General features: G+C 73.3%; 34 protein-coding genes. 18 read left to right on the top strand and 16 right to left on the bottom strand.

Going from position 1 to position 24847, the window contains the following annotated elements; translation table 11 throughout:
• The first annotated feature begins 84 nt into the window (after positions 1 to 84).
• Positions 85 to 819, top strand: coding sequence for an SDR family oxidoreductase (locus RAN62_RS30660; RefSeq protein ID WP_305788294.1), 735 nt, complete (start codon positions 85 to 87; stop codon positions 817 to 819).
• 11 nt (positions 820 to 830) lie between these two features.
• Here RAN62_RS30660 and RAN62_RS41265 read toward each other — a convergent pair whose 3' ends face one another.
• A complete protein-coding gene (locus tag RAN62_RS41265) occupies positions 831 to 1580 on the bottom strand; it encodes an alpha/beta fold hydrolase (RefSeq protein WP_369077217.1) in 750 nt (249 codons plus the stop codon).
• 219 nt (positions 1581 to 1799) lie between these two features.
• Between RAN62_RS41265 and RAN62_RS30665 the strand changes: the two genes are divergently transcribed.
• Both RAN62_RS30665 and RAN62_RS30670 read left to right on the top strand, forming a co-directional pair.
• Positions 1800 to 2423, top strand: coding sequence for a TetR/AcrR family transcriptional regulator (locus tag RAN62_RS30665; protein WP_305788295.1), 624 nt, complete (start codon positions 1800 to 1802; stop codon positions 2421 to 2423).
• Between the two features lie 42 nt (positions 2424 to 2465).
• A complete protein-coding gene (locus RAN62_RS30670) occupies positions 2466 to 2855 on the top strand; it encodes a PPOX class F420-dependent oxidoreductase (RefSeq protein ID WP_305788296.1) in 390 nt (129 codons plus the stop codon).
• Between the two features lie 3 nt (positions 2856 to 2858).
• Here RAN62_RS30670 and RAN62_RS30675 read toward each other — a convergent pair whose 3' ends face one another.
• Both RAN62_RS30675 and RAN62_RS30680 read right to left on the bottom strand, forming a co-directional pair.
• Positions 2859 to 3485 carry a TetR/AcrR family transcriptional regulator gene (locus RAN62_RS30675; protein ID WP_305788297.1) on the bottom strand — a complete coding sequence of 209 codons (627 nt, stop codon included), beginning with the start codon at positions 3483 to 3485 and terminating at the stop codon, positions 2859 to 2861.
• Positions 3486 to 3647: 162 nt separating this feature from the next.
• Complete coding sequence (locus tag RAN62_RS30680) at positions 3648 to 4607, bottom strand: hypothetical protein (protein WP_305788298.1); 960 nt, start codon at positions 4605 to 4607, stop codon at positions 3648 to 3650.
• 96 nt (positions 4608 to 4703) lie between these two features.
• Between RAN62_RS30680 and RAN62_RS30685 the strand changes: the two genes are divergently transcribed.
• From RAN62_RS30685 to RAN62_RS30700, 4 genes are read left to right on the top strand one after another with little or no spacing between them, the layout of a single operon-like run.
• Positions 4704 to 5546, top strand: a complete 843-nt coding sequence (locus RAN62_RS30685; protein ID WP_305788299.1) for a TspO-related membrane protein — start codon at positions 4704 to 4706, stop codon at positions 5544 to 5546.
• Positions 5547 to 5553: 7 nt separating this feature from the next.
• Positions 5554 to 6555 (top strand): LacI family DNA-binding transcriptional regulator, encoded by a 1002-nt coding sequence (locus RAN62_RS30690; protein WP_305788300.1) that lies wholly within the window; start codon positions 5554 to 5556, stop codon positions 6553 to 6555.
• Between the two features lie 34 nt (positions 6556 to 6589).
• Positions 6590 to 6940: a PadR family transcriptional regulator gene (locus RAN62_RS30695; protein ID WP_305788301.1), complete on the top strand. Its 351-nt coding sequence runs from the start codon at positions 6590 to 6592 to the stop codon at positions 6938 to 6940.
• The gene (locus RAN62_RS30700) at positions 6937 to 7944 is read left to right on the top strand and encodes a hypothetical protein (RefSeq protein WP_305788302.1); all 1008 of its coding nucleotides are present in this window, start codon (positions 6937 to 6939) and stop codon (positions 7942 to 7944) included. Before RAN62_RS30695 ends, RAN62_RS30700 begins: the two co-directional genes overlap by 4 nt.
• On the opposite strand, the gene RAN62_RS30705 is transcribed toward RAN62_RS30700, so the two are convergent.
• The 3 genes from RAN62_RS30705 to RAN62_RS30715 all read right to left on the bottom strand — a co-directional run bounded on the left by RAN62_RS30705 (position 7937) and on the right by RAN62_RS30715 (position 9403).
• Entirely contained in the window at positions 7937 to 8266 is a 330-nt protein-coding gene (locus tag RAN62_RS30705; RefSeq protein ID WP_305788303.1) for an ArsR/SmtB family transcription factor, read from the bottom strand. The two genes, RAN62_RS30700 and RAN62_RS30705, sit on opposite strands and share 8 nt — an antisense overlap.
• Positions 8253 to 8690: an SRPBCC family protein gene (locus RAN62_RS30710; RefSeq protein ID WP_305788304.1), complete on the bottom strand. Its 438-nt coding sequence runs from the start codon at positions 8688 to 8690 to the stop codon at positions 8253 to 8255. The genes RAN62_RS30705 and RAN62_RS30710 overlap by 14 nt, the downstream gene beginning before the upstream one ends.
• Before the next feature lie 62 nt (positions 8691 to 8752).
• Positions 8753 to 9403: a ribonuclease FAU-1 family protein gene (locus RAN62_RS30715; RefSeq protein WP_305788305.1), complete on the bottom strand. Its 651-nt coding sequence runs from the start codon at positions 9401 to 9403 to the stop codon at positions 8753 to 8755.
• A 46-nt stretch (positions 9404 to 9449) separates the two neighbouring features.
• On the opposite strand from RAN62_RS30715, the gene RAN62_RS30720 reads away from it, so the two are divergent.
• Positions 9450 to 9839 carry a nucleoside triphosphate pyrophosphohydrolase gene (locus RAN62_RS30720; RefSeq protein WP_305788306.1) on the top strand — a complete coding sequence of 130 codons (390 nt, stop codon included), beginning with the start codon at positions 9450 to 9452 and terminating at the stop codon, positions 9837 to 9839.
• A 45-nt stretch (positions 9840 to 9884) separates the two neighbouring features.
• Here the strand turns inward: RAN62_RS30720 and RAN62_RS30725 are convergent, their stop codons facing one another.
• The gene (locus tag RAN62_RS30725) at positions 9885 to 10154 is read right to left on the bottom strand and encodes a winged helix-turn-helix transcriptional regulator (protein ID WP_305788307.1); all 270 of its coding nucleotides are present in this window, start codon (positions 10152 to 10154) and stop codon (positions 9885 to 9887) included.
• Here RAN62_RS30725 and RAN62_RS30730 point away from each other — a divergent pair.
• Complete coding sequence (locus RAN62_RS30730; RefSeq protein WP_305788308.1) at positions 10144 to 10302, top strand: hypothetical protein; 159 nt, start codon at positions 10144 to 10146, stop codon at positions 10300 to 10302. The genes RAN62_RS30725 and RAN62_RS30730 overlap by 11 nt on opposite strands.
• Here the strand turns inward: RAN62_RS30730 and RAN62_RS30735 are convergent.
• From RAN62_RS30735 to RAN62_RS30750, 4 genes are read right to left on the bottom strand one after another with little or no spacing between them, the layout of a single operon-like run.
• A complete protein-coding gene (locus RAN62_RS30735) occupies positions 10268 to 10609 on the bottom strand; it encodes a DUF6886 family protein (RefSeq protein WP_305788309.1) in 342 nt (113 codons plus the stop codon). The two genes, RAN62_RS30730 and RAN62_RS30735, sit on opposite strands and share 35 nt — an antisense overlap.
• A gap of 27 nt (positions 10610 to 10636) precedes the next feature.
• Positions 10637 to 11101 (bottom strand): GNAT family N-acetyltransferase, encoded by a 465-nt coding sequence (locus tag RAN62_RS30740; protein ID WP_305788310.1) that lies wholly within the window; start codon positions 11099 to 11101, stop codon positions 10637 to 10639.
• Between the two features lie 9 nt (positions 11102 to 11110).
• The gene (locus tag RAN62_RS30745; RefSeq protein WP_305788311.1) at positions 11111 to 12349 is read right to left on the bottom strand and encodes an MFS transporter; all 1239 of its coding nucleotides are present in this window, start codon (positions 12347 to 12349) and stop codon (positions 11111 to 11113) included.
• A gap of 40 nt (positions 12350 to 12389) precedes the next feature.
• Positions 12390 to 12821, bottom strand: coding sequence for a GNAT family N-acetyltransferase (locus tag RAN62_RS30750; RefSeq protein ID WP_305788312.1), 432 nt, complete (start codon positions 12819 to 12821; stop codon positions 12390 to 12392).
• Between the two features lie 97 nt (positions 12822 to 12918).
• Here RAN62_RS30750 and RAN62_RS30755 point away from each other — a divergent pair, with 97 nt between their 5' ends.
• The 3 genes from RAN62_RS30755 to RAN62_RS30765 all read left to right on the top strand — a co-directional run bounded on the left by RAN62_RS30755 (position 12919) and on the right by RAN62_RS30765 (position 15101).
• Entirely contained in the window at positions 12919 to 13098 is a 180-nt protein-coding gene (locus RAN62_RS30755; protein WP_305788313.1) for a hypothetical protein, read from the top strand.
• A 77-nt stretch (positions 13099 to 13175) separates the two neighbouring features.
• A complete protein-coding gene (locus RAN62_RS30760) occupies positions 13176 to 14012 on the top strand; it encodes a hypothetical protein (RefSeq protein WP_305788314.1) in 837 nt (278 codons plus the stop codon).
• Positions 14013 to 14099: 87 nt separating this feature from the next.
• A complete protein-coding gene (locus RAN62_RS30765) occupies positions 14100 to 15101 on the top strand; it encodes a leucine-rich repeat domain-containing protein (protein WP_305788315.1) in 1002 nt (333 codons plus the stop codon).
• 19 nt (positions 15102 to 15120) lie between these two features.
• On the opposite strand, the gene RAN62_RS30770 is transcribed toward RAN62_RS30765, so the two are convergent.
• The gene (locus RAN62_RS30770) at positions 15121 to 15921 is read right to left on the bottom strand and encodes an SDR family oxidoreductase (protein WP_305788316.1); all 801 of its coding nucleotides are present in this window, start codon (positions 15919 to 15921) and stop codon (positions 15121 to 15123) included.
• A 10-nt stretch (positions 15922 to 15931) separates the two neighbouring features.
• On the opposite strand from RAN62_RS30770, the gene RAN62_RS30775 reads away from it, so the two are divergent.
• Genes RAN62_RS30775 through RAN62_RS30785 form a run of 3 tightly spaced genes read left to right on the top strand, consistent with a single transcriptional unit; the run spans position 15932 to position 18216 of the window.
• Positions 15932 to 16072, top strand: coding sequence for a hypothetical protein (locus tag RAN62_RS30775; RefSeq protein ID WP_305788317.1), 141 nt, complete (start codon positions 15932 to 15934; stop codon positions 16070 to 16072).
• A 60-nt stretch (positions 16073 to 16132) separates the two neighbouring features.
• Positions 16133 to 17776, top strand: coding sequence for a leucyl aminopeptidase (locus RAN62_RS30780; RefSeq protein ID WP_305788318.1), 1644 nt, complete (start codon positions 16133 to 16135; stop codon positions 17774 to 17776).
• A gap of 17 nt (positions 17777 to 17793) precedes the next feature.
• Positions 17794 to 18216 (top strand): SRPBCC family protein, encoded by a 423-nt coding sequence (locus RAN62_RS30785; RefSeq protein ID WP_305788319.1) that lies wholly within the window; start codon positions 17794 to 17796, stop codon positions 18214 to 18216.
• Here the strand turns inward: RAN62_RS30785 and RAN62_RS30790 are convergent.
• From RAN62_RS30790 to RAN62_RS30805, 4 genes are all read right to left on the bottom strand, one after another.
• Positions 18194 to 19165, bottom strand: a complete 972-nt coding sequence (locus RAN62_RS30790) for an alpha/beta hydrolase (protein ID WP_305788320.1) — start codon at positions 19163 to 19165, stop codon at positions 18194 to 18196. The genes RAN62_RS30785 and RAN62_RS30790 overlap by 23 nt on opposite strands.
• 114 nt (positions 19166 to 19279) lie before the next feature.
• Entirely contained in the window at positions 19280 to 20209 is a 930-nt protein-coding gene (locus RAN62_RS30795) for a phosphotransferase family protein (RefSeq protein WP_305788321.1), read from the bottom strand.
• Positions 20202 to 20711: a GNAT family N-acetyltransferase gene (locus tag RAN62_RS30800; RefSeq protein WP_305788322.1), complete on the bottom strand. Its 510-nt coding sequence runs from the start codon at positions 20709 to 20711 to the stop codon at positions 20202 to 20204. The genes RAN62_RS30795 and RAN62_RS30800 overlap by 8 nt, the downstream gene beginning before the upstream one ends.
• A gap of 23 nt (positions 20712 to 20734) precedes the next feature.
• Complete coding sequence (locus RAN62_RS30805; RefSeq protein WP_305788323.1) at positions 20735 to 21568, bottom strand: helix-turn-helix transcriptional regulator; 834 nt, start codon at positions 21566 to 21568, stop codon at positions 20735 to 20737.
• 140 nt (positions 21569 to 21708) lie between these two features.
• Between RAN62_RS30805 and RAN62_RS30810 the strand changes: the two genes are divergently transcribed.
• The 3 genes from RAN62_RS30810 (at position 21709) to RAN62_RS30820 (ending at position 24846) form a co-directional block, all read left to right on the top strand.
• Entirely contained in the window at positions 21709 to 22236 is a 528-nt protein-coding gene (locus RAN62_RS30810) for a YbhB/YbcL family Raf kinase inhibitor-like protein (protein ID WP_305788324.1), read from the top strand.
• A gap of 112 nt (positions 22237 to 22348) precedes the next feature.
• Positions 22349 to 23398 (top strand): NAD(P)-dependent alcohol dehydrogenase, encoded by a 1050-nt coding sequence (locus RAN62_RS30815; protein WP_305788410.1) that lies wholly within the window; start codon positions 22349 to 22351, stop codon positions 23396 to 23398.
• A gap of 92 nt (positions 23399 to 23490) precedes the next feature.
• Positions 23491 to 24846, top strand: coding sequence for an FUSC family protein (locus tag RAN62_RS30820; protein ID WP_305788325.1), 1356 nt, complete (start codon positions 23491 to 23493; stop codon positions 24844 to 24846).
• Position 24847: the final 1 nt, after the last annotated feature.

Genomic DNA, 24847 nt, shown 5'->3' on the forward strand with positions numbered 1-24847 from the left:
GTCGTACGGGGAAGAGGGGGTCCTGGTACTACCTGGATGAGTGGGGCTCTGCCTGCGCCGGCCGCCCCGGACGATCGTGGGGGCATGGACATCACCAAGCGCACAGTCTTCGTCGTCGGCGGCACGTCGGGCATCGGCCGGGGCCTCGCCGACCGGCTCGCGGCGGCGGGCAGCACGGTCATCACCGGCGGTCGTCGCCCCGGCCCCGGCGCCATCGAGATCGACGTCACCGACGCGGCGTCGGTGAACCGGGCCCGGGACGAGGTCCTGGCGAGTCACCCCGACCTCGACCTCGTCGTCACCATGGCGGGCGTCATGCTCGTCGAGGACCTGTGGGACCCCGGGCACATCGCCGCCGCCGAGACCACGATCGCCACGAACCTGCTCGGCACGATCCGGGTCGTCGACGCCTTCACGCCGCACTTCCTGGCCCGGCGGGCGGGCACCTTCATGACGGTCAGCTCGGGCATCGGCTTCCTGCCGTTCCCGATCACGCCGACCTACGCGGCGTCGAAGGCGGCCGTCCACGCGTACTCGGAAGCTCTGCGGGCGCAGCTCGCCGGCACCGGCGTCGACGTCACCGAACTCGTCCCGCCCGCCGTCGCCACCTCCCCCGAGCAGAAGAAGGCGAACCCGCGCGCCCTCGACCTCGACGCTTACCTCGACGAGGTGCTCACGCTGCTCTCCGCCGACCCCACCCCGCCGGAGCTCCTCGTCGAGGGCGTGAAGATGCACCGGTGGGCCGAGCGCGACGGCACGTACGCGGACCTGGTCGCGCAGCGCTCCGCCGCCATCGCCACCCTCCCGGGCCGCTCCTGAGGCGGGCCGGGTCAGGCGGACCGCAGGGACCGGAAGGTGGTGCGGATCTGGTCGGTGAGGAGGCGGGCTGTTCCAGGGCGGCGAAGTGGCCGCCGCGATCGAGCTGCGCATAGTGCACCACAGCCGGGTAGCGCCGCTCGATCCAGCGCCGGGACGCCCGGACGGCCTCGGCGGGGAAGATGCTGAACCCGACGGGCACCGGGTTGGGCACCACTTGGCTCGGGTCCAGGGCCGGGTTCCGCCTGTCCTCCCAATAGAGGCGTGCGGCGGAGGCGGCCGCGTTGGACAGCCAGTAGAGCATGATGTCGTCGAGGATCACGTCGCGGCCGACGACCTTTTCGGGGTGGCCGTTGCTGTCGGTGACGTCCTGGAAGAGGGTGTAAATCCAGGCGGCCAGCCGGGCCGGGGAGTCGGCGAGCGAATAGCCGATCGTCTGGGGGACGGGTGGCCTGCTCCCGGGCGTACGCGTCGAGCTCGCCGAGGTAGCGCTGGGCGCGCGTCATGATCCGCTGCTCCTCCGCAGTGGCCTCGCTCATCTCCTGCGGGGTGGGAAAGACTAGGGGCATGGTGAAGTGCACGCCCCGGATGGGATCGGGTGCAAGCCGGGTGAGCTGCTCGGCCACGGCCGCGCCCCAGTCGCCGCCTTGGGCGAACCAGCTGTCGTAGCCGAGGCGCCGCATCAGGGTGATCCAGGCGCCGGCGATGCGGGTGACGTCCCAGCCGGTGCTCCCGGACTTGCCGGAGAAGCCGAAGCCGGGCATGGCCGGGACGACGACATGGAAGGCAAGGCGTCCGCGCCGAGTCGCCGTGTGCCACCGGGTCGGTCAGCGGTCCGATCAGCGCCCGGAACTCCAGGACCGAGCCGGGCCAGCCGTTGCAGAGCAGCAGCCGCACCGCGTTGGTCATGCGGCCAAGCGTAGCCACTGAGTGGAACGGATCTTCAACTTGGAATAAATCTTCCACTTAGTTATGATGCAGGGGTGATCGAGTCAGCCCCGCCGCTGCGGCGCGATGCCGAGCGCAACCGGCAGCTGCTGCTGCGCACGGCGTTCGAGCTGATGGCCGAGCGCGGGCTGGACGTGCCCTACGAGGACGTCGCCCGGGCGGCCGGCACCGGGATGGGCACGATCTACCGGCGCTTTCCGGAGCGGCGGGATCTGCTCGACGCGCTGTTCAGTGAGCACATCGAGACCGTGATCGGGCTGGCCGAGCAGGCCGCGCGGCACGAGGACGCGTGGGCGGGGCTGAGCTGGTTCCTCGAGCGGCAGCTGGAGATCGAGGCGCAGAGCCGGGGGCTGGGGGAGCTGCTGCGCCGCCGCAACCAGGCGACCGAGCTGGTGCAGCGGGCCCACGAGCGGATGACCCCGCTGGTCGCCGGGCTCATCGCCCGGGCCGTCGAGGCGGGTCAGCTGCCGGCCGGGGCGACCCCCGCCGACTTCGCCGCCGCGCACGTGATGGTCGGCAGCGTCATGGACGCCTCCCGCGACTTCGCTCCGCAGCTGTGGCGCCGGGCCCTCACGGTCGCCCTGGCCGGCCTGCGTCACGCCGATCTGCCCGGCGACCCGCCGGGCGAGACGGTGATCAACCGGCTCTACAACCACTAGTGGGACCGGTCCTCCACCACCAGAAACGAAGGTTCCGCTTTCATGGCCCTGCCCGACGCCCTGCTCGACGTCCTCCGCACCAAGGCGATCTGCTTCGTCACCACGATCATGCCCGACGGGTCGCCCCAGATCTCGCAGACCTGGGCCGGCACGGACGGCGAGCACGTGCTCATCAACACGGTCGACACCCATCAGAAGGCCCGCAACGTCCGGCGCGACCCGCGGATCGCCCTGGGCATCGCCGACCCGGCCGCGCCGTCGCGGTCGTGGGCGCTGCGGGGCTCGGTCGTGGCGGCCACGACGGAGGGGGCGCGGGAGAACATCGACGAGCTGTCGCACAAGTACCTCGGCCGGCCGTACCCGGGCTTCGGCGGCGGCCAGGAGCAGCGCGTCCTCCTCACCGTGAAGGTCGACAAGGTCCACACGCCCTGATCGTCAGCGGGTGACCTTCTTGATGCGGGACTTGAGGGCCCGGCGGGCCAGGGGGCCCAGCTCGTCGACGACCTCGACCAGCACCGCGAGCTGGTCGAGCGAGGCCAGGGCCCGGTCGGCACCCTCGGGGTTGACGCCCTCGTAGAGCTCGACGCCGATGAAGGCCGCCGCCACCGCGCGGGCCAGGCCGGGGATGTCGGCGATCTCGGCGACGGGGGAGTCGGCGAGGAGCCGGTCGAGCACCTTCTCGATCTCGTCGACCCACAGCTGGATCGCCTCGGCCGTCGTGTCCGCGATCCGGCCGCCGTGCTGCCCGGCCGCGAGCATCTGCGCGAGCACCGACACGTTGCCCGCGCGCAGTTCGGCGGCGTGCAGGTCACGGCCGACCCGCAGCAGCTCGCGCAGCGACGAGACGGCCTCGAAGCGTTCGGCGTACGCGGCGACCCGGTCCCTCGTGGCCTCCCGGCACGCGGTGGCGAGCAGCACGTCGAGCGAGCCGTAGTGGTAGAACACCAGCGCCTGGTTCACCCCGGCGGCGGCGGCGATGCTGCGGGCGGAGACACCGGTGATGCCCTGCGCGCCGAGCACGGTGAGCGTGCCGTCGAGCAGGCGTTGCTTGGTGTCGGTCATGTCTCTCCTCAGATCGCCGGAAGATCATCTTTCCCGGCCGGGCGACATCCATTCCCCCCGGCGTCCGGCGAGCGGGGCTTGCCACGACCATGCTGTCCTCAGCCGCGCCGGAGCCATATCCAGCCCCGGGGGGCCACTTCGGCCGGGGCGGCCTTGCGCCGGTCAGCGGCGCGCCGGCGATCCCGACGGGCGAGCCCCCTCGGCACTCGGGCGACCCGGCCCGGACGAGGACGGCGACGGGGACACCGGCGCCGACGGGGAAACAGGCTCGGACGGCGGCACCGACACCGACGCCGAGGACGAGGGCGTCGCCGCGGGGGCGGCCTCCACTCCCGGGGGGAGCACGCATCGCACCGTGGCCCGGATGACTTCGGTCTTGCCGTCGGCGAAGCGCTCCAGCTCGATCGGCGTCACCCCGAGCGAGGCGAGCGGCTGCGGCGTGGTGATCGCCTCGGGGGCGAGGCGCAGCAGCTCGATCGAGCACAACGCGTTGCGGTAGGACAGCTCGCCGGCCTCCAGCAGCACCTCGCCGACCGGCGACGACCCCGCCGACGGCCCGCCCGCCGACGCCCCGCCCGCGGACGGCCCGCCCACCGAGCTGGGCGGCCCCGCGGAAGGCGCCCCAGATGGCGCCGGGCCGATGATGACGGGATCTTGCGCGGTGCTCCCGTCGGGCCGGTCGCCGACCCCGCCCGAGGAACGCGGCCCGCCCGGAGGAGGCGGCACCTGGCCGGCCCGAGCCTCGCCCGCGGGCGGTCGGGAGGAAGGCGTCGGCGGCCGGGAGGAAGGCGCCGGCGGCACATCCCCGGGCAGCGACGAAGGCGGCCCCGAGGGACGATCCGAGGGATCCGCCGGGATCGAAGCCGGCAGCGACGGCACCGGCGGCTGCAGGCCCGGCCCGAACCCGGGCACGAGCAGACGCGCGACCGGATCCTCCCCGCGCCCGACGAAGTAGATCTCCCGGACGCCGTCACCCCCGAGCGTCGCCGGCCGGCGATATCCGTCGATCCGCACCTCCGCCGCGAAGTCGGCCGTCAGCCGGTCGGAGCCCACGACGCCCGCGCCGCACCCCCCGGCCAGCGCCATCGTCACGCCCAGAACCGCCACCCGCCCACCACGCACGCGGCCAATTATGGGCCAGCCCCGCCACGGCCCCCGCGCCGAGCCCGCGCCCGCGTGCTCCCGGGAGGCGTAGCGTGAGGGAAAGGGAGGTCAATGATGACCGAGAGCCCGACTTCGTCCGATCGCCTCCGCGCCACCGTCCTCGGTGCCTCGACCGCCGCGCTCGTGCTCGTGCCCACGCTCGGGCCGGTGCTCGCCGGCACCGAGGAGGGCGCCGACGACTTCGACACCGACATCACCCCGCCGAGTTACGCCTTCGCGATCTGGGGGCCGATCTTCGCGTCCAGCGCGGCCGGCACGATCCAGCATCTGACCCGCCCGGCCGACCCGGTCAACCGGCGCCACGGCTGGTGGCTCGCCGGGGCCCACGCCACGAACGCCCTGTGGTCGCTGGCCGCCCAGTCCGGCCGCTTCCGTTACACCGCGGCGATCCTCCCCGTCGCCGCCGGTCTCGCCGCCCAGGCCCACCGCCGGTTGCAGCCGGAGCGCGGCGAAGACGTCCCGGCGCGGGCCGCGGGCATCGCCCCGCACAGCACCGGCCTGCTGCTGGGCTGGACAGCGGTGGCGTCGGTGGTCAATGTCTTCGCCGTGCGCCGGCGCGGACGGCTGGCGGCCACCACGCGTACGGGCCGCAGCGCCGCCGCCGGTGCCGTCCTCGCCGCGGCGGGGGTCCTCTCGGCCGCCGTCGCCGCCGAGAAGCGAGGCTATGTCGCGATCGCCGCCGCGAGCGGCTGGGCGCTGACGACCAGCGCCCTCAACCCGGAGCGGACCGTGCGCACCCGCCGCGCCAACGCCCTCGGCGCCGCCCTGGTCATCGGCACCGCGGCGGTCAAGCTGGCGCGGGCGAGGGCCGCTCGCGAGGACGAGGGACCGGGGCCGGCCGGCTCCACTGAGGAGAGTCGGAGACCGGGCCGCGCGAACGCGGGGAGACTTCTATAGTCGGTCGATGCCGCAAAGGAGAACGACGCTGGCCGACGTCGCGGCCACCGCGGGCGTGTCCAAGGCCGCCGTCTCCCGCGTGATCAACGACGCGCCCGGCGTCTCGGCGCGCACCCGCGATCACGTCCGGGAGGTCATCGCCCGCCTCGGCTACCGGCCCGATCCGGTGGCGCGGGCGCTCGCCTCGGGCCACGGCGACCTGGTCGAGCTCGTGGTGATCGACGACCCGTCGCGGTACAGCACCAATCCCTACTACGGGCGCGTGACCGCCGGGATCCTGCAGGAGCTGGCCGGGGGCAATGCCCATCTGCGCGTACACGTGATCGACGAAGCCGGCGCACCCGCCCTGCTGGCGCGGATCGCCGACACAGTGAGCCTGGGGATCGTGACGATCGACATCGCGCCCGCGCTGGCCGCCGAGATCGACGCGCGTTGTCACAAGGTGGTGTCGCTCACGCCGTCGGCGCCCGGGGTGCCCTTCGTCGGCACGGAGAACGAGCACGGTGCGTACGCCGCCGTTCGCCACCTGCACGACACCGGCCGCCGCCACGTCGCCGCCGTGCACGGGCCGGAGGGCAATCCATGCGCCGACGCGCGTCGCGAGGGGCACCGCCGGGCGGTCCAGGACCTGGGACTGCCCGATCGCTTCGCGCGGGGCAAATTCTGCCGATCCGCCGGGTACGCGGCCACCGAGCGCCTGCTCGCCGAGGAGCCCGGCCTCGACGGGTTGTTCGTGGCGTGCGATCTGATGGCCGCCGGCGCCGCGCAGGCCCTCGCCGCCGCCGGCCGTCGCGTGCCCGGCGACGTGGCCCTGGTCGGCTATGACGACAGCCTGATCGCCGCCTGCGCCACGCCCCCGATGTCCTCGGTGCGCCAGCCGGTCGAGCAGATGGCGGCCGCCGCGACCCGCGCCCTGGTCGACGGGCAGCTGGCCCCGCACTGGCGCCGGGTCTTCCCGGCCGAGCTGCACGTCCGCGAGAGTTCCGGAGCCCCATCCATACCCTCGTGACGAAGATATATTCGCAGGCACTATATTGGCCGCCATGACTGACCCCCTCCGGGAACCGACGTTCCTGATCCTCACGGCGCTCGCCGCCGGGCCGTTGCACGGCTACGGGCTGATCGCCGAGGTCGACCGGCTCTCCGACGGCCGCGTCGCGCTGCGGCCGGGCACGCTCTACGGCGCCCTCGACCGGCTCACCGACGACGGGCACGTGGCCCGCGACCGCGAGGAGGTCGTGGACGGGCGCCTGCGCCGCTACTTCCGGCTCACCGCCGAGGGTGAGAGCGCGCTGCGCGCCGAGACCGAGCGCATGCGGCGGCACGTCGAGGCGGCCAGCGCCCGCTTGCAGCGGCGCACGCTGGGTGGCTTCGCCATGGGGGTACGCGCGTGAGCGACTCGTACGAGCGGCTGCTCTTCGCCTATCCGCGGCGGTACCGGCGCGAGCGGGGCCGGGAACTGGTCGACATGTACCGCGAGCTGACCAGTGACCGCGGGCGCCCGCGGGCCGCCGACGCCGTGGACCTGATCGCCGGCGGTCTGCGCGAGCGGTTGCGTACCGTCGGGCTGGGTGGTCTGGCGCAAGCCCTGCCCACCGCGGCGCTGTTCTCGCTCACCGCGCTCAGCGCCCTGTCGGTCTATTTCGTCGTGGCCTTCGAGCTGCACCCGGACACCGCGCAGTTCGTCAACAAGGCCCCGGTCGCCTCCTGGTACGCGACCGCGTTCGCCGGCTGGCTCGTCACCGCCGTCCTGTTCGCGGTCGCCCCGGCGCGCGTGGCCCGCATCGGCGCCGCCGTGTCGCTGGCACTGGTGATTGTCGGCCCGGTGCTGCGGCTCGTGGACGCCCCGGTGCCGGACCTGAAGATGTTCATCCCGTTCCCGCTGGCCGTCGTGGGGGCCGTGGCCGTCGCCCTGCCCGCCACGGCGTCCCGCGCGGCGCGCCTCGCCCCGATCGTCGCCGCGGCGATCACGGCGGTGGCCGCGGTGGTGCAGGTGCCGATCCCGGGCGCGGAGCTGTGGTTCGGCGGCGGCAGCATGTGGGACGCGGGCGAGGGGACGTACGGGGTCTGCTGCGCCTATCGGCTCCCGGCCACGTACGCGTTGCACCTGGCGGGCGTGGGTCTGCTGCTCGCCGGGGTGATCGCGGCGGTGCTCGGCGCGCGCTCCGGGCGTACCCGCGGGGGCTGGACCCTCTTGATCCTCGCCACGCCGGTGGCGGCGCTGACCTCCATGTGGCTGTCCAACGTCGAGCCCATGCTCACGTGGACCAGCCGCGTCACCGGCTGGGACGAGTACCAGTCCCTGGTGGCCGGGGTCCTCGCCATGCTGGTCACCGCCGTCCTACTGCCGGCGTTGATCTCGCTGCGCCGGTTCGTGCGGCGCCGGGTGATCAGCTGAGGTGCTGCTCCAGGGCGGCCAGCGGGCCGTCCCAGTCGCGGGCGAGGGCGGCCAGGAACTGCTGAGCCACCTTCATGGGCGCCGAGTCGAGGCGATAGCGGACACGGCGCCGCTCGCCCGGCTCGGCGACCACCAGGCCGGCGTCGGCCAGCAGGCCCAGGTGCTTGGCGATGGCCTGCCGGGTGATCGGCAGCCGGGCGGCGAGATCCGTCGCGGTGGCCGGCCCGCGCGCCGCGAGCTCGGCCAGGATCGAGCGCCGGCTCGGGTCGGCCAGGGCGGCGAAGACCTCCTGCGCCACCGGCTCCAGGTCAGGCTTGTCCATCGAGGTACGCGACCAGCTCTCCCAGCTCGTTCGTCCAGCCCTGCGTGTTGCCCTCGTACGCCGTGCGGTGCGCGTCGGCGTCGGGCACCTGCGCGAAGCCGGTCTCCACGACGGTCAGCGTAGTGCCGGCGCCGGTGGGCTCCAGCGTGAACTCCACGAGGGTGCGCCGGGGGTCACCCGCGGGCAGCCCGTGGATCTCCCAGCTGTACGCGAACACCCGCGGCGCCTCGACCCGCTCGATGGTCAGGGCGGCGGTGTCCCCGCTGTCCCAGCTGAGCTTGGCCACTCCGCCGACGCGCAGGTCGACCTCGGCCCGCTGGCCGAACCAGGTGCCGAGCCCCTCGGCGGTGGTCAGTGCCGCCCAGACGCGCTCGGGGGAGTGGGCGAGGTGCAGCGTGCGCTCGATGCGGTCGGGAAAGCTCATGACGTCTCCTCAAGTAGCAACCATTCGGTTGCCACTGAAGGTATGGCAATTGGATGGTTGCGTCAAGGCCGGGCGCGGTGGGGCGCGTCCCAGCCGTCCGGCAGCTGTGGCACGGGCCAGGCCGGGTCCGGGCGGAAATCGGTCCAGCGCCCGTCGAAGACGTCCGCCTTCTGTGCCGCCAGGCGCATCAGGTGCTCGCCGTCGGCGCGGATGGCGGGCGCCTGCTCGGCGGTCCAGCGGCCCGGTTGACCGGTCAGCACCGCGAACTCGTCCTCGTCCTTCCACCGGGCTGTCCCGTCCGGCGCCACGACGACATCCAGCGCGCGGTCCGAGGTGTCGACCGCCCGGACCCCGTCGTCCTCCCACCGGACGCGCGGCGATTCGAGGTTGCCGTACCAGCCGGCGAAGCGGCCCTGCTCGTCGAAGAACCACCACACCGACCAGTCGCCGGCCGCAGGTATGTGATGCACGATGCCCGGCCCGCGCCACGTGGTGATCGCGGGCTGCCGCTCGGCCCGGAAGCGCCGGTCGAGCGGGATCGAGCGCAGATCCCGCCCGTCGGGCAGCACGTACTCGACCTGCGGCCACCCCTCGCCGACCCACAGCGTCAGCCCGGCCGCGTCGTCGGCCAGCACCCGGCCCACGCGAACGAACCGAGCCACGCCGAGGCGCCCGTACCGGACCAGAACCGTGTCACCGATCTCCCACGTCATGGCCGGACCGTACAACCGCCGCGCCGCGCCTTGGGAGGATGGCGGGATGTCCGACGAGCAGAGGATCGTTCACGGCAAGCTGGTGCGTGACCGCATTCCGGGAATCATCACCGCCCACGGTCAGACCGCGAAGGTCCGAGTGCTGAAGGCACACGAGCTGCTGCCTGCGTTGATCGCCAAGCTGCACGAGGAGGCCGACGAGGTCGCCTCGGCCGGCCCGGCCACGCGCCTCGGCGAACTCGCCGACGTCCATGAGGTGCTTGCCGCCTTGACGGTCGCCGCCCTCGGCTTCACGCAGGCCGACGTGGAGGAGGCCGCCGCCCGCAAGCGTGCTGAGCGCGGCGGTTTCACGCGCCGCCTCTGGCTCGACGAGGTTCGTGGCGTTCAGGCCGCTGCCACAGCGCCGTCCGGATCGGGCCCGGGCTCACCGCGTTGACGCGGATCCCGGACGGGCCGCATTCCGCCACCCAGGCCTGGGTGGTCAGGGGGTGCGGAGCTCGTCGCCGTACCGGGTGACCCAGGTGGCGAGGGCACGCATCGGGCCCTCGACGAATGTGCGGCCCAGCGGGCTCAGGGCATAGTCGACGCGCGGTGGTGCTTCGGCGTAGGCGTGGCGTTCGAGGAGGCCGGTGGCGACGAGGCGGTGCAGGGACTCGGTGAGGGCCTTGTCGCTGACGCCGCCGATGCTCGCGGCCTCCCCGCCGGTGACGGTGGCGATGTGCGGCGACGACGCCCGGGCCTTGGAGATCACCGCTTCGCTCGTACGCGATGTCGGCGCCACCCCGGCCGTGATCGGCGGACTGGATCGGGCGCGGCAATGGGAAGAGGCCGCCGGATTCGTGATCGCGCTCGCCTTTGCCGGAGTCAACCCGCAGTCGGCGGTTCCGGCGGTGTCGTGAGGGCGTTGCGGAGCCGGATGCCGCTGAACTCCATGGTGCTCGCGATGACCGCCTGCCAGAAGTCTCCGAGCCGGGGCAGTACGCGCAACTGGATGCCCGCCTCGGCGTGCAGGGCGAGCAGGTCCCCGACCGCCCACGCCATGGCGCGCGGGCACTGGCGCGGGAACCAGTAGTCGGGCGCGCGGGCGGCGTCGACCGCCCACACGTACGCCTCCGGTTGTTGCGCGGTGGCCGCGACGTGCGGCCGGAAGCGGGTGATCGTCGGATCCTCGGAGAAGTGCAGCACCTGGCCGGGCTCGGGTCGCATGCCGACGATTGTCGCCGCTTCTCGCTGTCAGAGCGTGATCCAGTAGCGGCGGACCGGGCCGGTCGCGGTATCGCTCTCCGGGACGCCGCCGTTGCGTTCGATCGTGCGGGCCGAGGCGGTGTTCGCGGCCACGCAGAGAACCCGCGTCATCGTCGGCGGCGCCTCCTTGAGGATCTCGCCGAGCGCCCAGCTGCCGATGCCGCGACCCCGGGCGGAGGCCCGCAGGCCGTACCCGACGTGTCCTCTCTCGTTGTCGAACACGTGCCGCAGCGTGATCCCGCCCAGCACCCGGCCGTCCTCGACGATCCAGCGCGGCGTGCTCTGCGTGCGCCCGGTCAGCTCACGCACCCACGCCGCGAAGCCCTCGGGGGAGCGCACGTCGTCGCCGGCGCGCAGCCCGAAGCCGTCCTCGTGCAGGCCGGGGCCCCACTCGTCGTGACAGTCCAGAAAGGCGGCGTGCAGGCTGGTGGTGGGGGCGATCAGCTCGGGCATGCCGCGAGGCTAACGGCCGCCCGGGCGCGGGTCGAGCGAGGTCGTCCGGGTCCGGCTTCTTGACCGGGGTACGCCCCCACCCGTCGTACGGGCCATCTGGGTCACGAGGGCCGCGGCGATCAAGGCGGCGAGCAGTCCCCACGGCGCCACGAATCCGCCGCTTGTGTCACGCAGCAGCCCGAGGACCGGCGGTACGAGCACGATGGCGACCTGGTTGACGGCCATCGCCAGGCCGAGGGCGAAGCCGGTGCGCCCGGGCGGGGCCGCCTCGGTCACCAGGGCCACCCAGGGGCCGTACCAGCCGATCCCGAAGAAGCCGAGCCACACGAACGCCGCCGTCGCCACGATCGGTGACCAGCCGGCGGGGGTCATGAGCAATATCAGCGCGCCGAGGACCGCGAGCATGCTGACCGTGACGACGCTCTGGCGGTTGCGGGTGCGCCGCCGATCGCTGAGGGCCGCCAGCAGGATTCGCCCGGCGACGCCCGCGCCTTGGGCCGCGACCAGGACGAGGGCTGCACGGGCAGGGGACAGGCCGGCCTTGTCGTGCAGGTGCAGCACGGTCAGCAGCCCGATCCCGCACTGCACCGCGATCAGCGCCACGCCGCACGCGAGCGCAGTGTTCCACAGGAGACTCCTGCGCGACCCGCTCTTCCGATCGTCTGCTGTACCTGTCTTCCGGTCGCTCGCTGGTGGCGGCCGGTACGTCGCCGCGAACAGGACCGCTCCGGCCAGCGCCACCACGCCGCCGGCCCCGAGCGTCGCCCGCCATCCGAACGCCGCGCCCACCGCGGGCAGCGACGCCGACGCGAGGGCGGCCCCGAGGGGCAACCCCGCCTGCCGTACGCCCATCGCCACCCCGCGCCGCGACGAGTCGAACCACGCCGCGACCGACTTGCTCCCGCCCGGCTGCACAGTGCTGTATCCGGCGCCTGCGAGCAGCAGCACCACGAGCAGCGCCGCGTAGCCCGGGGCGAGTGTGCCGGTCAGCAGCGCCGCCCCGACCAGTCCGGCCCCGGCGCCGACCACCCAGCGTTCGCCGTAGCGGTCCAGCAGCTCCCCGGCGACCAGCAGCCCCGCCAGCGGCACCAGCTGGGCGGCCGACATGAGCAGCCCGAGCTGCGCGGCGCTCAGGCCCAGCTCACGTTGCAACAGGACGCCGAGCGCCCCGAGCCCCTGCACGAAAAAGGCGGCCGACGCCTGCGTCACCGTGGCGACCGCGAGCACGACCCAGCGATAAGATCCCACGCCGGTCACGCTGCCGTAAGGGTCTTGTACCGCTCAACCCTTACTCCTGCAGCCGGTACACCTTCGAGTCGCGCACGGAGAAGCCGAGCCGCTCGTACAGCCGGTTCGCCTCGACCCGCGAGGGCCGCGACGTCAGATCGACCGTCCGGGCGCCGTCCGCGCGGGCCAGGCGTACGGCCTCCTTGGTCAGCGCGGCCCCCACGCCGGCCCCGCGGGCGGCCTCGTCGACCACCACGTCCTCGATCCACGCGCGCAGGCCGGTCGGAATCGGAAAGGTGACCAGGGTCAGCGTGCCCACGATCTCGCCCTCCACCCGGGCGACGAGCAGCCGGTTGCCCTCCCGGCCGATCATGGCGCGCAGATCGGAGGCGTCCAGCGGCAGCGCGGACCCGGACAGTTGCGGTAGTAGCCGGCCGAAGGCTTTCACCAGTTCATCGGTGACGTCCTCGACGACCTCGATGTCGACGCTCATGCCCCGACTGTAAGCCGCCCCGTCCCGTCCCGCCTTCCCGCCCGATTTTCCCGCCCGCCGGCGAATCACCGTCTCATCAGCGGGTATCCGGATCTTCATGAGCGACGTCAACCCTGAGCAGTACTCCGAGTACACCACCCAGGACGGGCCCGGGTCCGCCGACGTGGATCGGATGGCGGTCGTGCCGGAGCCCGCCGATCAGGCTCTCGAGGAGCGGGATCCGCACACCGGCGACAAGCGGCAGCCCGAGCACGATCGGGCGCAGGGGGCGCATTAGGGTTGCTTTAGCATTCAATTAACCTTGTTTCCGGCAGGGTTCGAGGCGTCCACATCCCCCCACAAGGGAGAGTCACGATGTCCCGTTCCCTCGCCGTCCTCGGTGCGCTGGTCACCGGGCTGGCCACCACGGCGCTGCTGCCCGCCGGGGCCGCGCAGGCCGCCGTGACGTGCGCGCCGGATGCGTACGAGATCGACGACAATCAGCAGAACGCCGCGCCCGTCGCGGTGGGCGAGACCGTCCACCGGGCCATCTGTCAGACGCGCGATCCGCTGCCCGGCAAGCCCTTCGCCAACGACGTGGACTACTTCGCGTTCACGGCGGTGGAGGGGCAGGCGTACACGGTCGAGGCGGTTGATGTCGGCGCCCAGCTGGCCAACAACGGCGCCGGCGCGGGCGGGCTGGGCGTGGGGGTCACCGGCCCGGACGGCTCGGTGGCGCAGACCTTCAGCATCGACGGCGACCTGGCCGTCACCGAGCCCCTGCACGCGGGCCGCTACCTGATCAGCGCGGCCACCGCGGACCAGGAGGTCTATCCCGAGGACAATGTCATCACCACCCGTACGGTCCAGGGTGACGCGGGCCGCTACGGCGTACGCCTCACCGCCACCGCCCCGGCCCCGGTCCTCACCAAGCTGACCGTCGCCCCCAACCCGGTCAAGGGCGGCGACAACGCGACCGCCACCCTGACGTTCAGCGCCCCCGCCCCGCGCAACGGCCTGATCGTCAACCTGTCCAGCAGCAACGCCTTCGTGGCGTCGAACATCAGCTCGTCGGCGGTCCCGCCGGGTGCGACCCGCTACACCATGACCATCCGTACGGGCCGCGTGTCCGCCAACACTCCGGTGACCTTCACCGGCAAGGTCGCCCACGTCGGCCCCGAGCAGACGGCGACCCTGACCGTCCGGCGATGACATGCGCGCGGCGGCGGGCCCGGTCCCGTCGCCGCGTCCGCGCCCGGCGGGGCTGACGGCGGCGGCGACATCTGGGAAGGTGGCCGGATGAGTGCCGATGCGCTGCGGCGAACCGTACGACATCCGCTCACCGACGAGATGCTGCGCCCGCTGCCGCCCGAGACCATCGTGGTGCAGGTGGAGGGCACGCTGACCGGCCCGGAGTTCGCCCGCCTCAACGAGCTGCTGAGCGGCTCGCCGACGGTCGCCCTGCGGGTCTTCGTCTACTCCGGAGAGCGCAGCCCCGCCGCCGACCTGGACTTCCTCCAGCATCTGCCCGGCCTGCGCGGGCTGCACGTCGACTGGCCGGACGTCCGCGACCTGCACGGCCTGGCCGCGGTCGCCGACAGTCTGCTCGAGCTGAGTCTGCACACCGCGCGGCGCAAGACCTCCCTCGCGCCGCTGCGCCAGTTGACCGCCGTGGAAGATCTCGGCTGGGGCGGCTCCTACGTCGACCTCGACGCGGTCGCCGACCTTCCGTCGCTGCGCGAGCTCGGGCTGGTCCGGGTCCCGCTCGCCGAGCTGTTCAGCAAGCCTTTCCGGGGCTCGATCGAGCGGCTCTCCCTCTTCGGACCCTTCGGCCAGAAACGGCTGGACCTGGCCCCGGACCTGCGCGGGCTGCGTTTCCTGGAGCTGCAACGCAACACCGCGCTGGCCGACGCCGACGCGGTGCGCGACCTGCCCCTGCTCGAAGGTCTCACCCTCGACACCCTCTCGGCGCTGACTCGTCTCCCTGACCTGGCCGGACTTTCCCGCCTGGAACGTCTGGAGCTGCACGGCCTCCGGCGGCTGACCGACCTCGGCCCCGTCCGGTCCGCGCCGGCCTTGCGGGAGCTGGTGCTGAGCGGGGTGCCCGTGACCGCGCCCGACGTCGTTGCGGCGCTCGCCGGTCTGCCGTTGCGCGCGGCCACCATCGGGCTGTCGAGCCGCACGCAGGAGGAAGCCGCCCGGGAGCAGCTCGCGCTGCCGCAGGCGTCCAGCGCCGTCCCGTGGCAGATCCCGCGCCTCCGGCGGCCGGTCGTCACTCCTCGTGGCGCCGCGCCGGAATGAGCCTCTGAGCGGCTTCGTCTCAGCGGAAGGCCGGCAGGTGCCGGGCGACCCAGCCCGCGAACGAGCCGGCCGGGCGCTGCAGGGCGGCCTCGACGTCGGGGCTGACCTGCTGCTCGGCCGGGAGTGGGGCGCCGAGAACATCCAGGGAGCCGGCGGCCATCTCCTCCGCCATGAACCGCGTCATGCCGGCGTGGGCGTCCGCCCGGGACACCTCGGCGAACGTCACTTCCTCAACCAGGGCTTCGGCGATGGCCGCCGTCTGCTCGCGCGGGGTGATCGCCTCGGGGCCCGTGACGACGTACGTGCGTCCGGCGTGCCCGTCTCCCACCAGCGCGGCGGCGCCGAGAGCGGCGATGTCGGCCGGATCGACGACGGGCAGAGCCACATCGCCGAACGGGGCGTACACGCGCCGCCGGGTGCGGACCGTCTCGGCCCAGGCGAACGCGTTGGAGGCGAAACCGGCCGGGCGCAGGACGGTGAAATCGAGCCCGGATTCGCGTACGGCGGCCTCGTACTCGCCCAGGCGCGCGTGTGACACCGCGCCGGGCCGGGTGCCGACGATCTGCGACGAGACCAGCACGACCCGCTCGGGCTTGGCGCCGGCGACCACGTCGAGCAGAACGGCCGGAGCCTCTCCGCTGGTGTTGAGCTCGCCGGGGACGAGGAGGAACACGGCGCGCGCCCCGTCGAGAACGGGCTGCAAGCCGGCGGCGTCCCCGATGTCCCCCCGGGCCCAGCGGACATTGCCTGCCTGCTTGGGCCGGGCGCCGCGCGACACCGCCACCACTTCTTCGTCCGCCCCCGACAGCAGCTCCACCACTGTCCGGCCGATGTTGCCGGTGGCCCCGCTGCTCGCCGGCTACGAGGGCATGGCGCTCCTGGCCAACGTCCTGAACGATCCGGAGATCGTCAGCCGCGAGGGCGCCCGCCTGCTGAGCTGGCTCGACGACCTCCAGCCGCCGCTTCCCTAGCCGCGAAGCCGGCGCCGGGCCGTCATGGCGTCCGGACCACGCGAGGATCATGATGGCGGTATGACCCTTGAGCCCTCCGCCGTGCCCGCGCTGCTGCCGACCGTTCCGCACGCCCGCGCGGTACGCCGGGTCGGAGCGCGGACAGACATTGTCGTGATCGGCGTCACCGGCGACGGCCCGGTGCGCGCGCCCGGCGTGAAGCTTCCGGCCGGCCTCGCAGCTCACGTCGCCGCGGCCGGTGCCCGGGAGCCGCTCGCCACGGCGGTGCTCCCGCAGGCGACCGGTCCGACGATCGTGGCTGTCGTCGTGCCGCCCGTAGCTTCATCCCCCGGGGGCGGTGACCGTGGGAGCGCTTCCGCTGCCGGCGCCCCCGCGAACGGCAAAACTGCGAACGGCAAAACTGCGAACGGCAACTCCGCAGACGGCGGAACCGCGAACGCGTCCACCGCTCACCTCTTCGGCGGCAACGTCACCCCCGCCGACGCCGCCTCCGTCCTGCGCCGCGCCGCCGCCGCCGGTGTCCGCAAGGCCATCGCGGCCTTCGACGGCGACCCGGCCGTCGCCGTCGCGCTCGCCCCGGCCGACGCCACCCAGGCCAAGGCCGTCGCCGAAGGCGCCCTCGCCGGCGTCCTCACCCGCCTGCTGCCGGTCAGCGCCGACTCCCGTGACGCCCCGGTCGCCCGTCTCGACATCGTGACCGATCAGGCCGACGCCGTCACGGAGGGCACGATCGTCGCGTACGCGGTCGCTGCCGCCCGGGCCTGGACCGACGAGCCCCCGAACCTGCTCTACCCGGAGTCGTTCGCGGCGGCCATCACCGCGTACACGGATGGTGTCGCAAGCGTGACCACCGAGGTGCTGGACGAGGCCGCCCTGGCCGAGCAGGGTCTGGGCGGGATTCTGGGGGTGGGGCAGGGTTCGGCGCGCGGCCCGCGCCTGGTCTGCGTGCGGTACGCGCCGGAGGGTGCCACGCGTCACCTCGCGCTGGTGGGCAAGGGCATCACGTTCGACTCGGGCGGCCTGGACATCAAGACTCAGGCCGGCATGCTGCACATGAAGGACGACATGGCCGGCGCGGCGGCGGTCGTGGCCGCGACCACGGCGATCGCCGAGCTGGGGCTGCCGGTGCGGGTGACCGGCTGGGTGCCGCTGGCCGAGAACATGCCGTCGGGCAGCGCCTACCGGCCCAGTGACGTGCTGACCTTGCGCGGCGGGACGACCGTCGAGAACGGCAACACCGATGCCGAGGGCCGCTTGATTCTGGCCGACGGTCTGGCGCTGGCGTCGGAGGACGAGCCGGACCTGGTCGTCGACATCGCCACGCTGACCGGGGCGGTGCTGTCGGCGCTGGGGGAGCAGACCACCGGGCTGTTCACCGACGACGACGCCGTGGCCGCGCGGCTGCTGACCGCGGCCGCCGTCGCCGGGGAGCGGGTGTGGCGCCTGCCGCTGCTCGAGGAGCAGCAGGAAGGGCTCAAGTCCAAGATCGCCGACGTACGCTCCACCGGCCCCAAGGGCACGGGCGGCGCCTCGTTCGCGGCGGCCTTCCTGCGCAAGTTCGTCCCGGCGGAGCTGGCGTGGGCGCATCTCGACGTGGCCGGCACCGCCTACAACCTGGGTGAGCCCTCCGGCGACATCCCCGCCGGGGGCACGGGCGCCGGCGTGCGCACGTTGATCGAGCTGGCCCGCGCGCTCGGCGAGTGAGGCCGACGCTGGAAGTGGTGACGGAGATCGACGCGGCACCGGAGCTGGTGTTCGGGCTCGAGCTCGACATGGACGTGCACGCCGCCTCCCTGCGCGCGAGCGGGGAGACGGCGACCACGAGCACCGGCCGCCGGCAGCTGGCGCTCGGCGACGAGGTCACCTTCCGGGCGCGTCACTTCGGGGTCGTGTGGCGCATGACGAGCCGCGTCACCGCGCACGAGCCGCCGCACCGATTCGTCGACGAGCAGGTGCGCGGGCCGTTCCGGGCCCTGCGCCACGAGCATCTGTTCGACGATCGGGGCGTCGGCCGGACGCGCATGACCGACCGGATGACGATCACCGCGCCGCTGGGCCCGGTGGGACTGCTGGTGGCGGTGCCCTATCTGCGGCGGCTGCTGCGGCAGCGCGCCGCCCACATCAAGCGTCTCGCCGAGGCGTGACCGCCAGCGCGCGCTTGAGGGCGTCGATGCGCAGCGACCAGATGCGGTGCGCCAGGGCCGACTCGGGCGCGAACACCTCGGCCGCGTGATAGGCCCCGGAGTGGATGTGCATCTCCAGCGGCACTCCGGCGCCCATCAGCCGCTGCGCGAAGTCGATGTCCTCGTCGCGGAACAGGTCGACCGTGCCCACGTCCATGAACGTCGGCGGCAGGCCCTTCACGTCGACCGCGCGCGCCGGGGCCGCGTACTGGTCGGCGGGTTTGCCGTTGAGGTACCAGGCCCAGGCCTCGACGTTGGCCGAGCGGTCCCAGATGCCGATGTCACAGATCTCGTAGCTGGACTCGGTCGCGTTCCGGTCGTCGAGCATGGGGTAGATCGGCATCAGGAAGGCCAGCCGCGGCCCCCGGCGGTCGCGCGCGAGCAGCGCCGTGGCGACGGCCAGCCCGCCGCCCGAGCTCATGCCGAAGACGGCCAGCCGGTGCGGGTCGATCCCCAGCTCCCGGGTGTGGTCGCCGACCCAGGCGAGCCCGGCATAACAATCCTCGACCCCCGCGGGGTACGGGAACTCGGGCGCCAGGCGGTACTCCACCGAGACCACCACGGCCTGGACGGCGGCGCAGAGCATCGTGGCTGCCCCGTCCTCCGCCTCGACCGATCCCATGATCATCCCGCCGCTGTGCACGTAGTAGATGCCCGGCAACTCGCCGTCGGCGCCGGCCGGTCGGTAGACGCGTACCCGGATCCCGGGCTCGCCCGCGGGACCCGGCACCGTCCGGTCCTCGATGGTCACCCGCGGGTCGGCGGGGGTGTCCGCCCCGGCGAGCAGTCGTTCCAGCGTGGCCCGGCGCTCCCCGAGATCGGCGATGGCGTTGAAGCCGCCCGGCGTGGTGCGCAGCAGTTCCTCGAGCGGGGGCCGGACCTCGGGGTCGATCAATTCACGACGGGACAACGACGTCTCCTCTCGCCTGCCGGCATGATCACCGCGCGTGGCGCTCCGGGCGCACGCCGTGACCAGAGACACAACGTAGGATGCGAGCCGACGACCGTCAATGTTTCCGCCGCGTTAATCGGAGTGGGGCAGCAGCTCCTGCAGCTCGGGGAGCCGGGCGAAAAGCTCGGGCAGGCCGCGCACGCCGTCGCGGACGACCTCGTGGGAGAGCGCGAGCTCGGGACCGGTGCTCGCCTCGACCCCGGCCAGGCAGCGCAACAGGTGCCACCGCGTGTGCCCCAGCCAGCCGCCGATCAGGTAGACGAACCAGCTCGGGCCCGGCGGCGGCAGCACTCCGCCCGCCGCGGCGTAGCCGTCGAGCACCGCGCGGAAGACCTCGGGCCGGATGTCGTCGAAGCCGGGGCCCTTCGCGAGGCTCAGCGCGGTCGAGCCGAGCTCGCCGGACAGGTCGAGCTGCCCGGACAGTTCCCAGTCGAGCACCACCGGGCGGCCCCGGCGCGACAGCAGGTTCCACGGCTGGATGTCGCGGTGGGTCAGCACGACGGGACCCGGCCGTTCGCAGGTGTCGACGAGGCGGGCGATCGCGGAGAACGTCTCGGCGTGGGCGGTGAGGCCGGCGGCCCAGGGCTGGCCGGTCGCTGTCGCCCGCCCGGCGAGCTCGGGCCAGTCCCGGGCGGCGGGCTCCTCGGCCGGGCCGGGCGCCCATGCGACATCGAGGGCGTGCAGGCGCGCGAGGATTTCGCCGACCTCGTAGGCGTACGCCTGCGGGACGGGTTCTTCCGGGACCTTCTCACCCTCGACCCAGCGGTGTACGAGCGTGTGCCGGCTCGCCGCGATCGGCTCGGGCATCGGAATGCCGGCCGCGAAGGCCGCCTGCTCGAACCGGAACACGTCCTCGACGCGGTAGGGCCGCAGGTTCAGCTCTTTGACCGCGTAGGAGCCCTGGTCGGTGTCGAGCCGGTACATCCGGTTGGCGAATCCGCCGGAGATCCGCACCGGGGGACCGGTCGGAGTGCCGAGCCGGGCGAGGTCCACGTCATCCATGGCGCTGCCACTGCTCGCGGGTGAGGCCGTACTGGATGTCCTGGGATGTGGCCGACAGCAGGCGCATGTCCAGGCGTTTCATGAGGGCCTGCGACGCCGTGTTGGCCGGCGCGCACGTGGCCGTGATCCGGGGCAGAGCCAGGGTCTCGAAGACGTGGGGGAGGAAGGCTCGCACGGCTTCCCGCGCGTAGCCCCGGCCGTGACAGGCGGGATGGAACTGGAAGCCGATGTCGGGCACGCCGGCGGGCTCGGCCGGCAGCCAGACGCCGATGTCGCCGATCACCCGGTCGTCGGCCAGGTGCTGGACGGCGTACCCGTGCCAGGCCCCCGGGGCCCGCTCGTCGAGCCCGGCCTGGACCCGCAGATAGTCCGCCGCCTGCTCGCGGGTCATGGGCGTGCCGGGCAGGTGGCGGCGCACCTCGGGGTCGGACTGATAGGCGAGGAAGTCGTCCAGGTCGCCGGGGGTGAAGCGCCGGACGAGCAGGCGCGGGGTCTCGCTCATGACGCAGGACTGTAGCGCCGCCGTCAGTTCACCGCGCGCAGCCCGCTGGGCGGGAAGACAATGGCACGCAACGCGTTCTCCGCCTGCGCGTCGGCCGGGGTGACGACCGAGAGCCGCTGCTCGGAGCCGTCCTGGACGGCCAGCACGTCGTAGCGCAGGGTCATGACGCCGCCGGTCGGATGCAGGACACGCTTGGTGCCGTTCGTCCGCTCCTGCACGGTCTGGTCGTCCCACCAGGCGGCGAACTCGCTGCTCCGGCGGCGCAGATCGGTGACCAGCTCCAGCAGCCGCGGGTCGCCGGGGTGCCGGGCCAGGTTGGCGCGCAGGTTGCCGACGTGCTCGCGGGCGATCCGGGTCCAGTCCAGCTGGAAGTCGCGGGCGCCGGGGTCGCAGAAGAGCGGTTCCGTCGTGTTGGTCCCGACGGCGAAGCCGGGGCCGAACAGGGCCACCGCGGCAGCGTTGTGGGCCAGCACGTCGAAGCGGAAGTCGACGATCCAGGCCGGGGTGGCGGGCATGCTGTGCAGCATCGTGCGCAGCGACTCGCTCGCCGGGGCGGGCACGTGCCGGGCCGGCGGGGCCTCGCCCCGGGCGATCAGGTGCAGGTGGTGGCGCTCGGTCTCGGACAGCTTCAACGCCTGGGCCACCGAGTCCAGCACGGCGGTGCCGGGGACGCCGACGCGGCCCTGCTCGAGCCGGATGTACCAGTCGATGCTCACCGCGGCCAGCTGCGCGACCTCCTGGCGGCGCAGGCCCGGGGTGCGGCGCCGGCCGAACTCGGGCAGCCCCACGTCCTCGGGCCGCACGCGCGAGCGCATGGCTCGCAGGAAGGCTGACAGTTCGGGTCGGGGCGCCGGCATGTCCTCCAGTGTGCGCGCCCGGAAGATCGGCACGGTGGCACTGTGAGTACCAGCATGCCGAGGATCTCCCTGCCCGCCGCCGTGGGTCGCAGGCTGGTCGGTGTTCGCAGGACACCACTTCCACCGGGAGAGTCACCATCATGAACCCGTTCGACCGTCTTCCCCGGGTGCCGGGCTTCGACGTCACCAGCAGCGCGGCCGTCGACGGCAAGCCGCTGCCCCTGGCCCAGCACTCCGGCGCCTTCGGCATCCCCGGCGGCCAGGACGTCTCGCCCGACCTGACCTGGTCCGGCGCGCCCGAGGGCACGAAGAGCTACGCGGTGACCGTCTTCGACGCCGACGCGCCGACGATGTCGGGCTTCTGGCACTGGGCCGTCTTCAACATCCCCGCCACCGTGTCGAGCCTGCCCGCGGGGGCCGGGTCCGGCGACGGGCTGCCGGCGGGCGCGGTCCAGCTGCCCAACGACGCCCGGCTGCCGCAGTACATCGGCGCCGCCCCGCCCGCCGGCGACGGCGAGCACCGCTACTTCATCACCGTGCACGCCCTGGACGTCGAGGACCTCGGGCTGCCCGCCGAGGGCACCCCGGCCTACCTGAGCTTCACCATGGCCGGGCACACCCTGGGCCGGGCCACCATCGTCGCCACCGCGGAGACGCCGGCGGCCTGAGGCCCGCCCGGCTGGGGTGCTCTCCCGGTACACCTCTCGACAGGGACTCGCTGACCCGCGGCGCTCGTGGTGCCCTGGAGTCACCGATTGTCACCAGTCACCGGAGGGCATCATTTCCACCGTCAACGCCATCGCCGCCCCGTCCGCCGCCGAGCCGCTCGTGCGGACCACGCTCGAGCGCCGTGCGGTCGGGGCGCACGATGTGCTCATCGAGATCCGGTACGCCGGGATCTGCCACTCCGACATCCACGCCGCGCGCGGGGAGTGGGGGCCGGTGCCGTACCCGCTGACCGTCGGCCACGAGATCGTCGGCGTCGTCACCCAGGCCGGCGCTTCCGTGACCCGTTTCTCCGAAGGCGACCGGGTCGGTGTCGGCTGCATGGTCAACTCGTGCCGCGAGTGCGAGAACTGCCGGGCCGGCATGGAGCAGTACTGCCTCAAGGGCAACACCCAGACCTACGGCAGCGTCGACCGCGACGGCACTGTCACCCAGGGCGGCTACTCGACGCACGTGGTCGTGAACGAGGACTTCGTGCTGCGGGTGCCGGAATCGATCCCGTACGAGAAGGCCGCCCCGCTGCTCTGTGCGGGCATCACCACGTACTCGCCGCTGGCGCACTGGAACGCCGGGCCGGGTAAGCGGGTCGCCGTGGTCGGCATGGGCGGCCTCGGGCACATGGCCGTGAAGATCGCCGCCGCGATGGGCGCCGACGTCACCGTGCTGTCGCAGACGCTGGGCAAGAAGGACGACGGTCTCGCCTTCGGCGCCACGGATTACTACGCGACCGGCGACGCGTCGACCTTCGAGGCGCTCAAGCACCGCTTCGACCTGATCATCAACACGGTCAGCGCGCCGATCGACATGGCCGCGTACCTCGGTCTGCTGCGCCTGGACGGCACCCTGGTCAGCGTGGGCGCGCCGCCGCAGCCCCTCGCGGTGCCGGTGTTCTCGCTGTTCGCCAACCGGTTGTCGTTCGCCGGCTCGGGCATCGGCAGCATCGCCGAGACCCAGCAGATGCTCGACTTCTGCGCCGAGCACGGGATCGCGCCGGAGACCGAGCTGATCGACGCGTCCGCCGCGGCGGTCAACGAGGCCTGGGAGCGGGTGCTCAGGTCCGACGTGCGCTACCGCTTCGTCATCGACATCGACACCCTGCGCTGATCTGAGCAATTCTCGCGTTCAGCCTCCCCAGCGGCCGCGGCGGCGATAGCTTGACGACTGGTTCATCCGGTCGTGAAGAGGAAGCCGCAGCGTTGTCCGAGTCGTTCGTCGAGTCCGCGGACCCGGTGGTGATCGTCGGCGCGGGCCTGGCGCTGTGCGCGCTGGTCACGGCGGTGCTGCGCCGCAAGGTCAAGCCGGTCGTCGAGGCCGTGGGCCGCGACGCGCTGGCCCTGCTGCGCCCGCACCTGCCCGCGGGCCTGCGCCGCGTGGCCCGCCGGGGGTACGAGCGGATCGACCCGGCCACCGTCCGCTCGACCCTGGTGGCGGCGGTCGCGGCCGGGCTGGCCTGGTCGGCCGCCGAGACCCTGGACATCGTCGGCGCGGTCACCGCCTCGATCTCCGCGATGCTGTCGGTGCACCTGAGCGCGCACGCCTCGGTCCGGGACGGCACCAAGCGCCTGGTCGGCACGCTCGCCGGCATCGGGATCGCGGTGGCCGTCTGGGGCGTGTTCGGCCCGAGCCCGGTGTCGATCGCCGTGATCGCCGGCTGCGGGCTGGTCGTGGGCCGGCTGTTGCTGCTCGGCGACGGCGCGGTGGCCGTGTCCGCGACCTCGCTGGGCGTCCTGGTCACCGGCAGCGTCATCACCGAGTCCTACCTCTGGGAACGGGTCGGGGCGACCGGCCTGGGCATCGTCGTCGGCATGATCCTGTCGCCGCTGGTCGGCGGGATGACGCCGCTGGAACGCGCCCACGACAAGCTGGGCCGGCTGTCGAGCGAGATCGCCCGCCTGCTCGGCGATCTCGGGGCCGGGGCGGCCCGCGGCTACGGCCGGGACCAGGCCACGCAATGGCTGGCCCGGTCGCGCCGGCTCGGCGAGTCCCTGGGCGAGGCGGTCGACGCGGTGGAGGACCTGGACCGCCAGGCCCGCTGGTCGCTGACCACCCCGCTCGCGGAGGTCGCCCCGGTGCACCACACCTGCCGCGTCCTCGAGCACGGGGTCCACCAGGTCAACTCGGTGGCCCGCACCCTGTTCGACGCCGCCGCCACCCCGCACTGCCCCGGCGTGCCCGACGACATCGGGCCGCTGCTCACCGCTGCCTCGGAGGCGTTCGCCGCGCACGCCCGGCTGGAGACCGACCCCGGCGCCGACACCACCGAGGACGCCGACTCCCTCGAAGATCTGCTCGACGACCTGCGCGAAGCCCGGCAACAGACCCTGCGCAAGGTCCGGACCGAGATCGACGACACCGGCGTCCTGGTCCTCACCGGCTCGATCATCACCGATATCGACCGCATGGCCGGATCGCTGGAACGCTCGGCGCCGGCCCTCACCGTCGACGCGCGCGAGACCGGCCCGGGCATCCCGGCGGTCTCCGAGGTCGTCCCGGCCGTACGCAGCTTCTGGGAGCGGGCCGTGACCGACGGCAGCCCCCGCCGCAAGCGCTGAC

It is taken from the genome of Symbioplanes lichenis, from assembly GCF_030709675.1.
GTDB classification, from domain to species: Bacteria; Actinomycetota; Actinomycetes; order Mycobacteriales; family Micromonosporaceae; genus Actinoplanes; species Actinoplanes lichenis.

What these genes read in the sequence shown, in the direction of transcription:
- RAN62_RS30675 (WP_305788297.1), bottom strand. Translation starts at nt 3,485, where the DNA reads ATGACCGACACCAAGCAACGCCTGCTCGACGGCACGCTCACCGTGCTC.
- RAN62_RS30765 (WP_305788315.1), top strand. Translation starts at nt 14,100, where the DNA reads ATGAGTGCCGATGCGCTGCGGCGAACCGTACGACATCCGCTCACCGAC.
- RAN62_RS30775 (WP_305788317.1), top strand. Translation starts at nt 15,932, where the DNA reads ATGTTGCCGGTGGCCCCGCTGCTCGCCGGCTACGAGGGCATGGCGCTC.
- RAN62_RS30705 (WP_305788303.1), bottom strand. Translation starts at nt 8,266, where the DNA reads ATGGACAAGCCTGACCTGGAGCCGGTGGCGCAGGAGGTCTTCGCCGCC.
- RAN62_RS30755 (WP_305788313.1), top strand. Translation starts at nt 12,919, where the DNA reads ATGAGCGACGTCAACCCTGAGCAGTACTCCGAGTACACCACCCAGGAC.
- RAN62_RS30695 (WP_305788301.1), top strand. Translation starts at nt 6,590, where the DNA reads ATGACTGACCCCCTCCGGGAACCGACGTTCCTGATCCTCACGGCGCTC.
- RAN62_RS30735 (WP_305788309.1), bottom strand. Translation starts at nt 10,609, where the DNA reads ATGCGACCCGAGCCCGGCCAGGTGCTGCACTTCTCCGAGGATCCGACG.
- RAN62_RS41265 (WP_369077217.1), bottom strand. Translation starts at nt 1,580, where the DNA reads ATGCCCGGCTTCGGCTTCTCCGGCAAGTCCGGGAGCACCGGCTGGGAC.
- RAN62_RS30710 (WP_305788304.1), bottom strand. Translation starts at nt 8,690, where the DNA reads ATGAGCTTTCCCGACCGCATCGAGCGCACGCTGCACCTCGCCCACTCC.
- RAN62_RS30805 (WP_305788323.1), bottom strand. Translation starts at nt 21,568, where the DNA reads ATGCCGGCGCCCCGACCCGAACTGTCAGCCTTCCTGCGAGCCATGCGC.
- RAN62_RS30760 (WP_305788314.1), top strand. Translation starts at nt 13,176, where the DNA reads ATGTCCCGTTCCCTCGCCGTCCTCGGTGCGCTGGTCACCGGGCTGGCC.
- RAN62_RS30670 (WP_305788296.1), top strand. Translation starts at nt 2,466, where the DNA reads ATGGCCCTGCCCGACGCCCTGCTCGACGTCCTCCGCACCAAGGCGATC.
- RAN62_RS30795 (WP_305788321.1), bottom strand. Translation starts at nt 20,209, where the DNA reads ATGGATGACGTGGACCTCGCCCGGCTCGGCACTCCGACCGGTCCCCCG.
- RAN62_RS30810 (WP_305788324.1), top strand. Translation starts at nt 21,709, where the DNA reads ATGAACCCGTTCGACCGTCTTCCCCGGGTGCCGGGCTTCGACGTCACC.
- RAN62_RS30780 (WP_305788318.1), top strand. Translation starts at nt 16,133, where the DNA reads ATGACCCTTGAGCCCTCCGCCGTGCCCGCGCTGCTGCCGACCGTTCCG.
- RAN62_RS30750 (WP_305788312.1), bottom strand. Translation starts at nt 12,821, where the DNA reads ATGAGCGTCGACATCGAGGTCGTCGAGGACGTCACCGATGAACTGGTG.
- RAN62_RS30720 (WP_305788306.1), top strand. Translation starts at nt 9,450, where the DNA reads ATGTCCGACGAGCAGAGGATCGTTCACGGCAAGCTGGTGCGTGACCGC.
- RAN62_RS30685 (WP_305788299.1), top strand. Translation starts at nt 4,704, where the DNA reads ATGACCGAGAGCCCGACTTCGTCCGATCGCCTCCGCGCCACCGTCCTC.
- RAN62_RS30800 (WP_305788322.1), bottom strand. Translation starts at nt 20,711, where the DNA reads ATGAGCGAGACCCCGCGCCTGCTCGTCCGGCGCTTCACCCCCGGCGAC.
- RAN62_RS30715 (WP_305788305.1), bottom strand. Translation starts at nt 9,403, where the DNA reads ATGACGTGGGAGATCGGTGACACGGTTCTGGTCCGGTACGGGCGCCTC.
- RAN62_RS30690 (WP_305788300.1), top strand. Translation starts at nt 5,554, where the DNA reads ATGCCGCAAAGGAGAACGACGCTGGCCGACGTCGCGGCCACCGCGGGC.
- RAN62_RS30660 (WP_305788294.1), top strand. Translation starts at nt 85, where the DNA reads ATGGACATCACCAAGCGCACAGTCTTCGTCGTCGGCGGCACGTCGGGC.
- RAN62_RS30740 (WP_305788310.1), bottom strand. Translation starts at nt 11,101, where the DNA reads ATGCCCGAGCTGATCGCCCCCACCACCAGCCTGCACGCCGCCTTTCTG.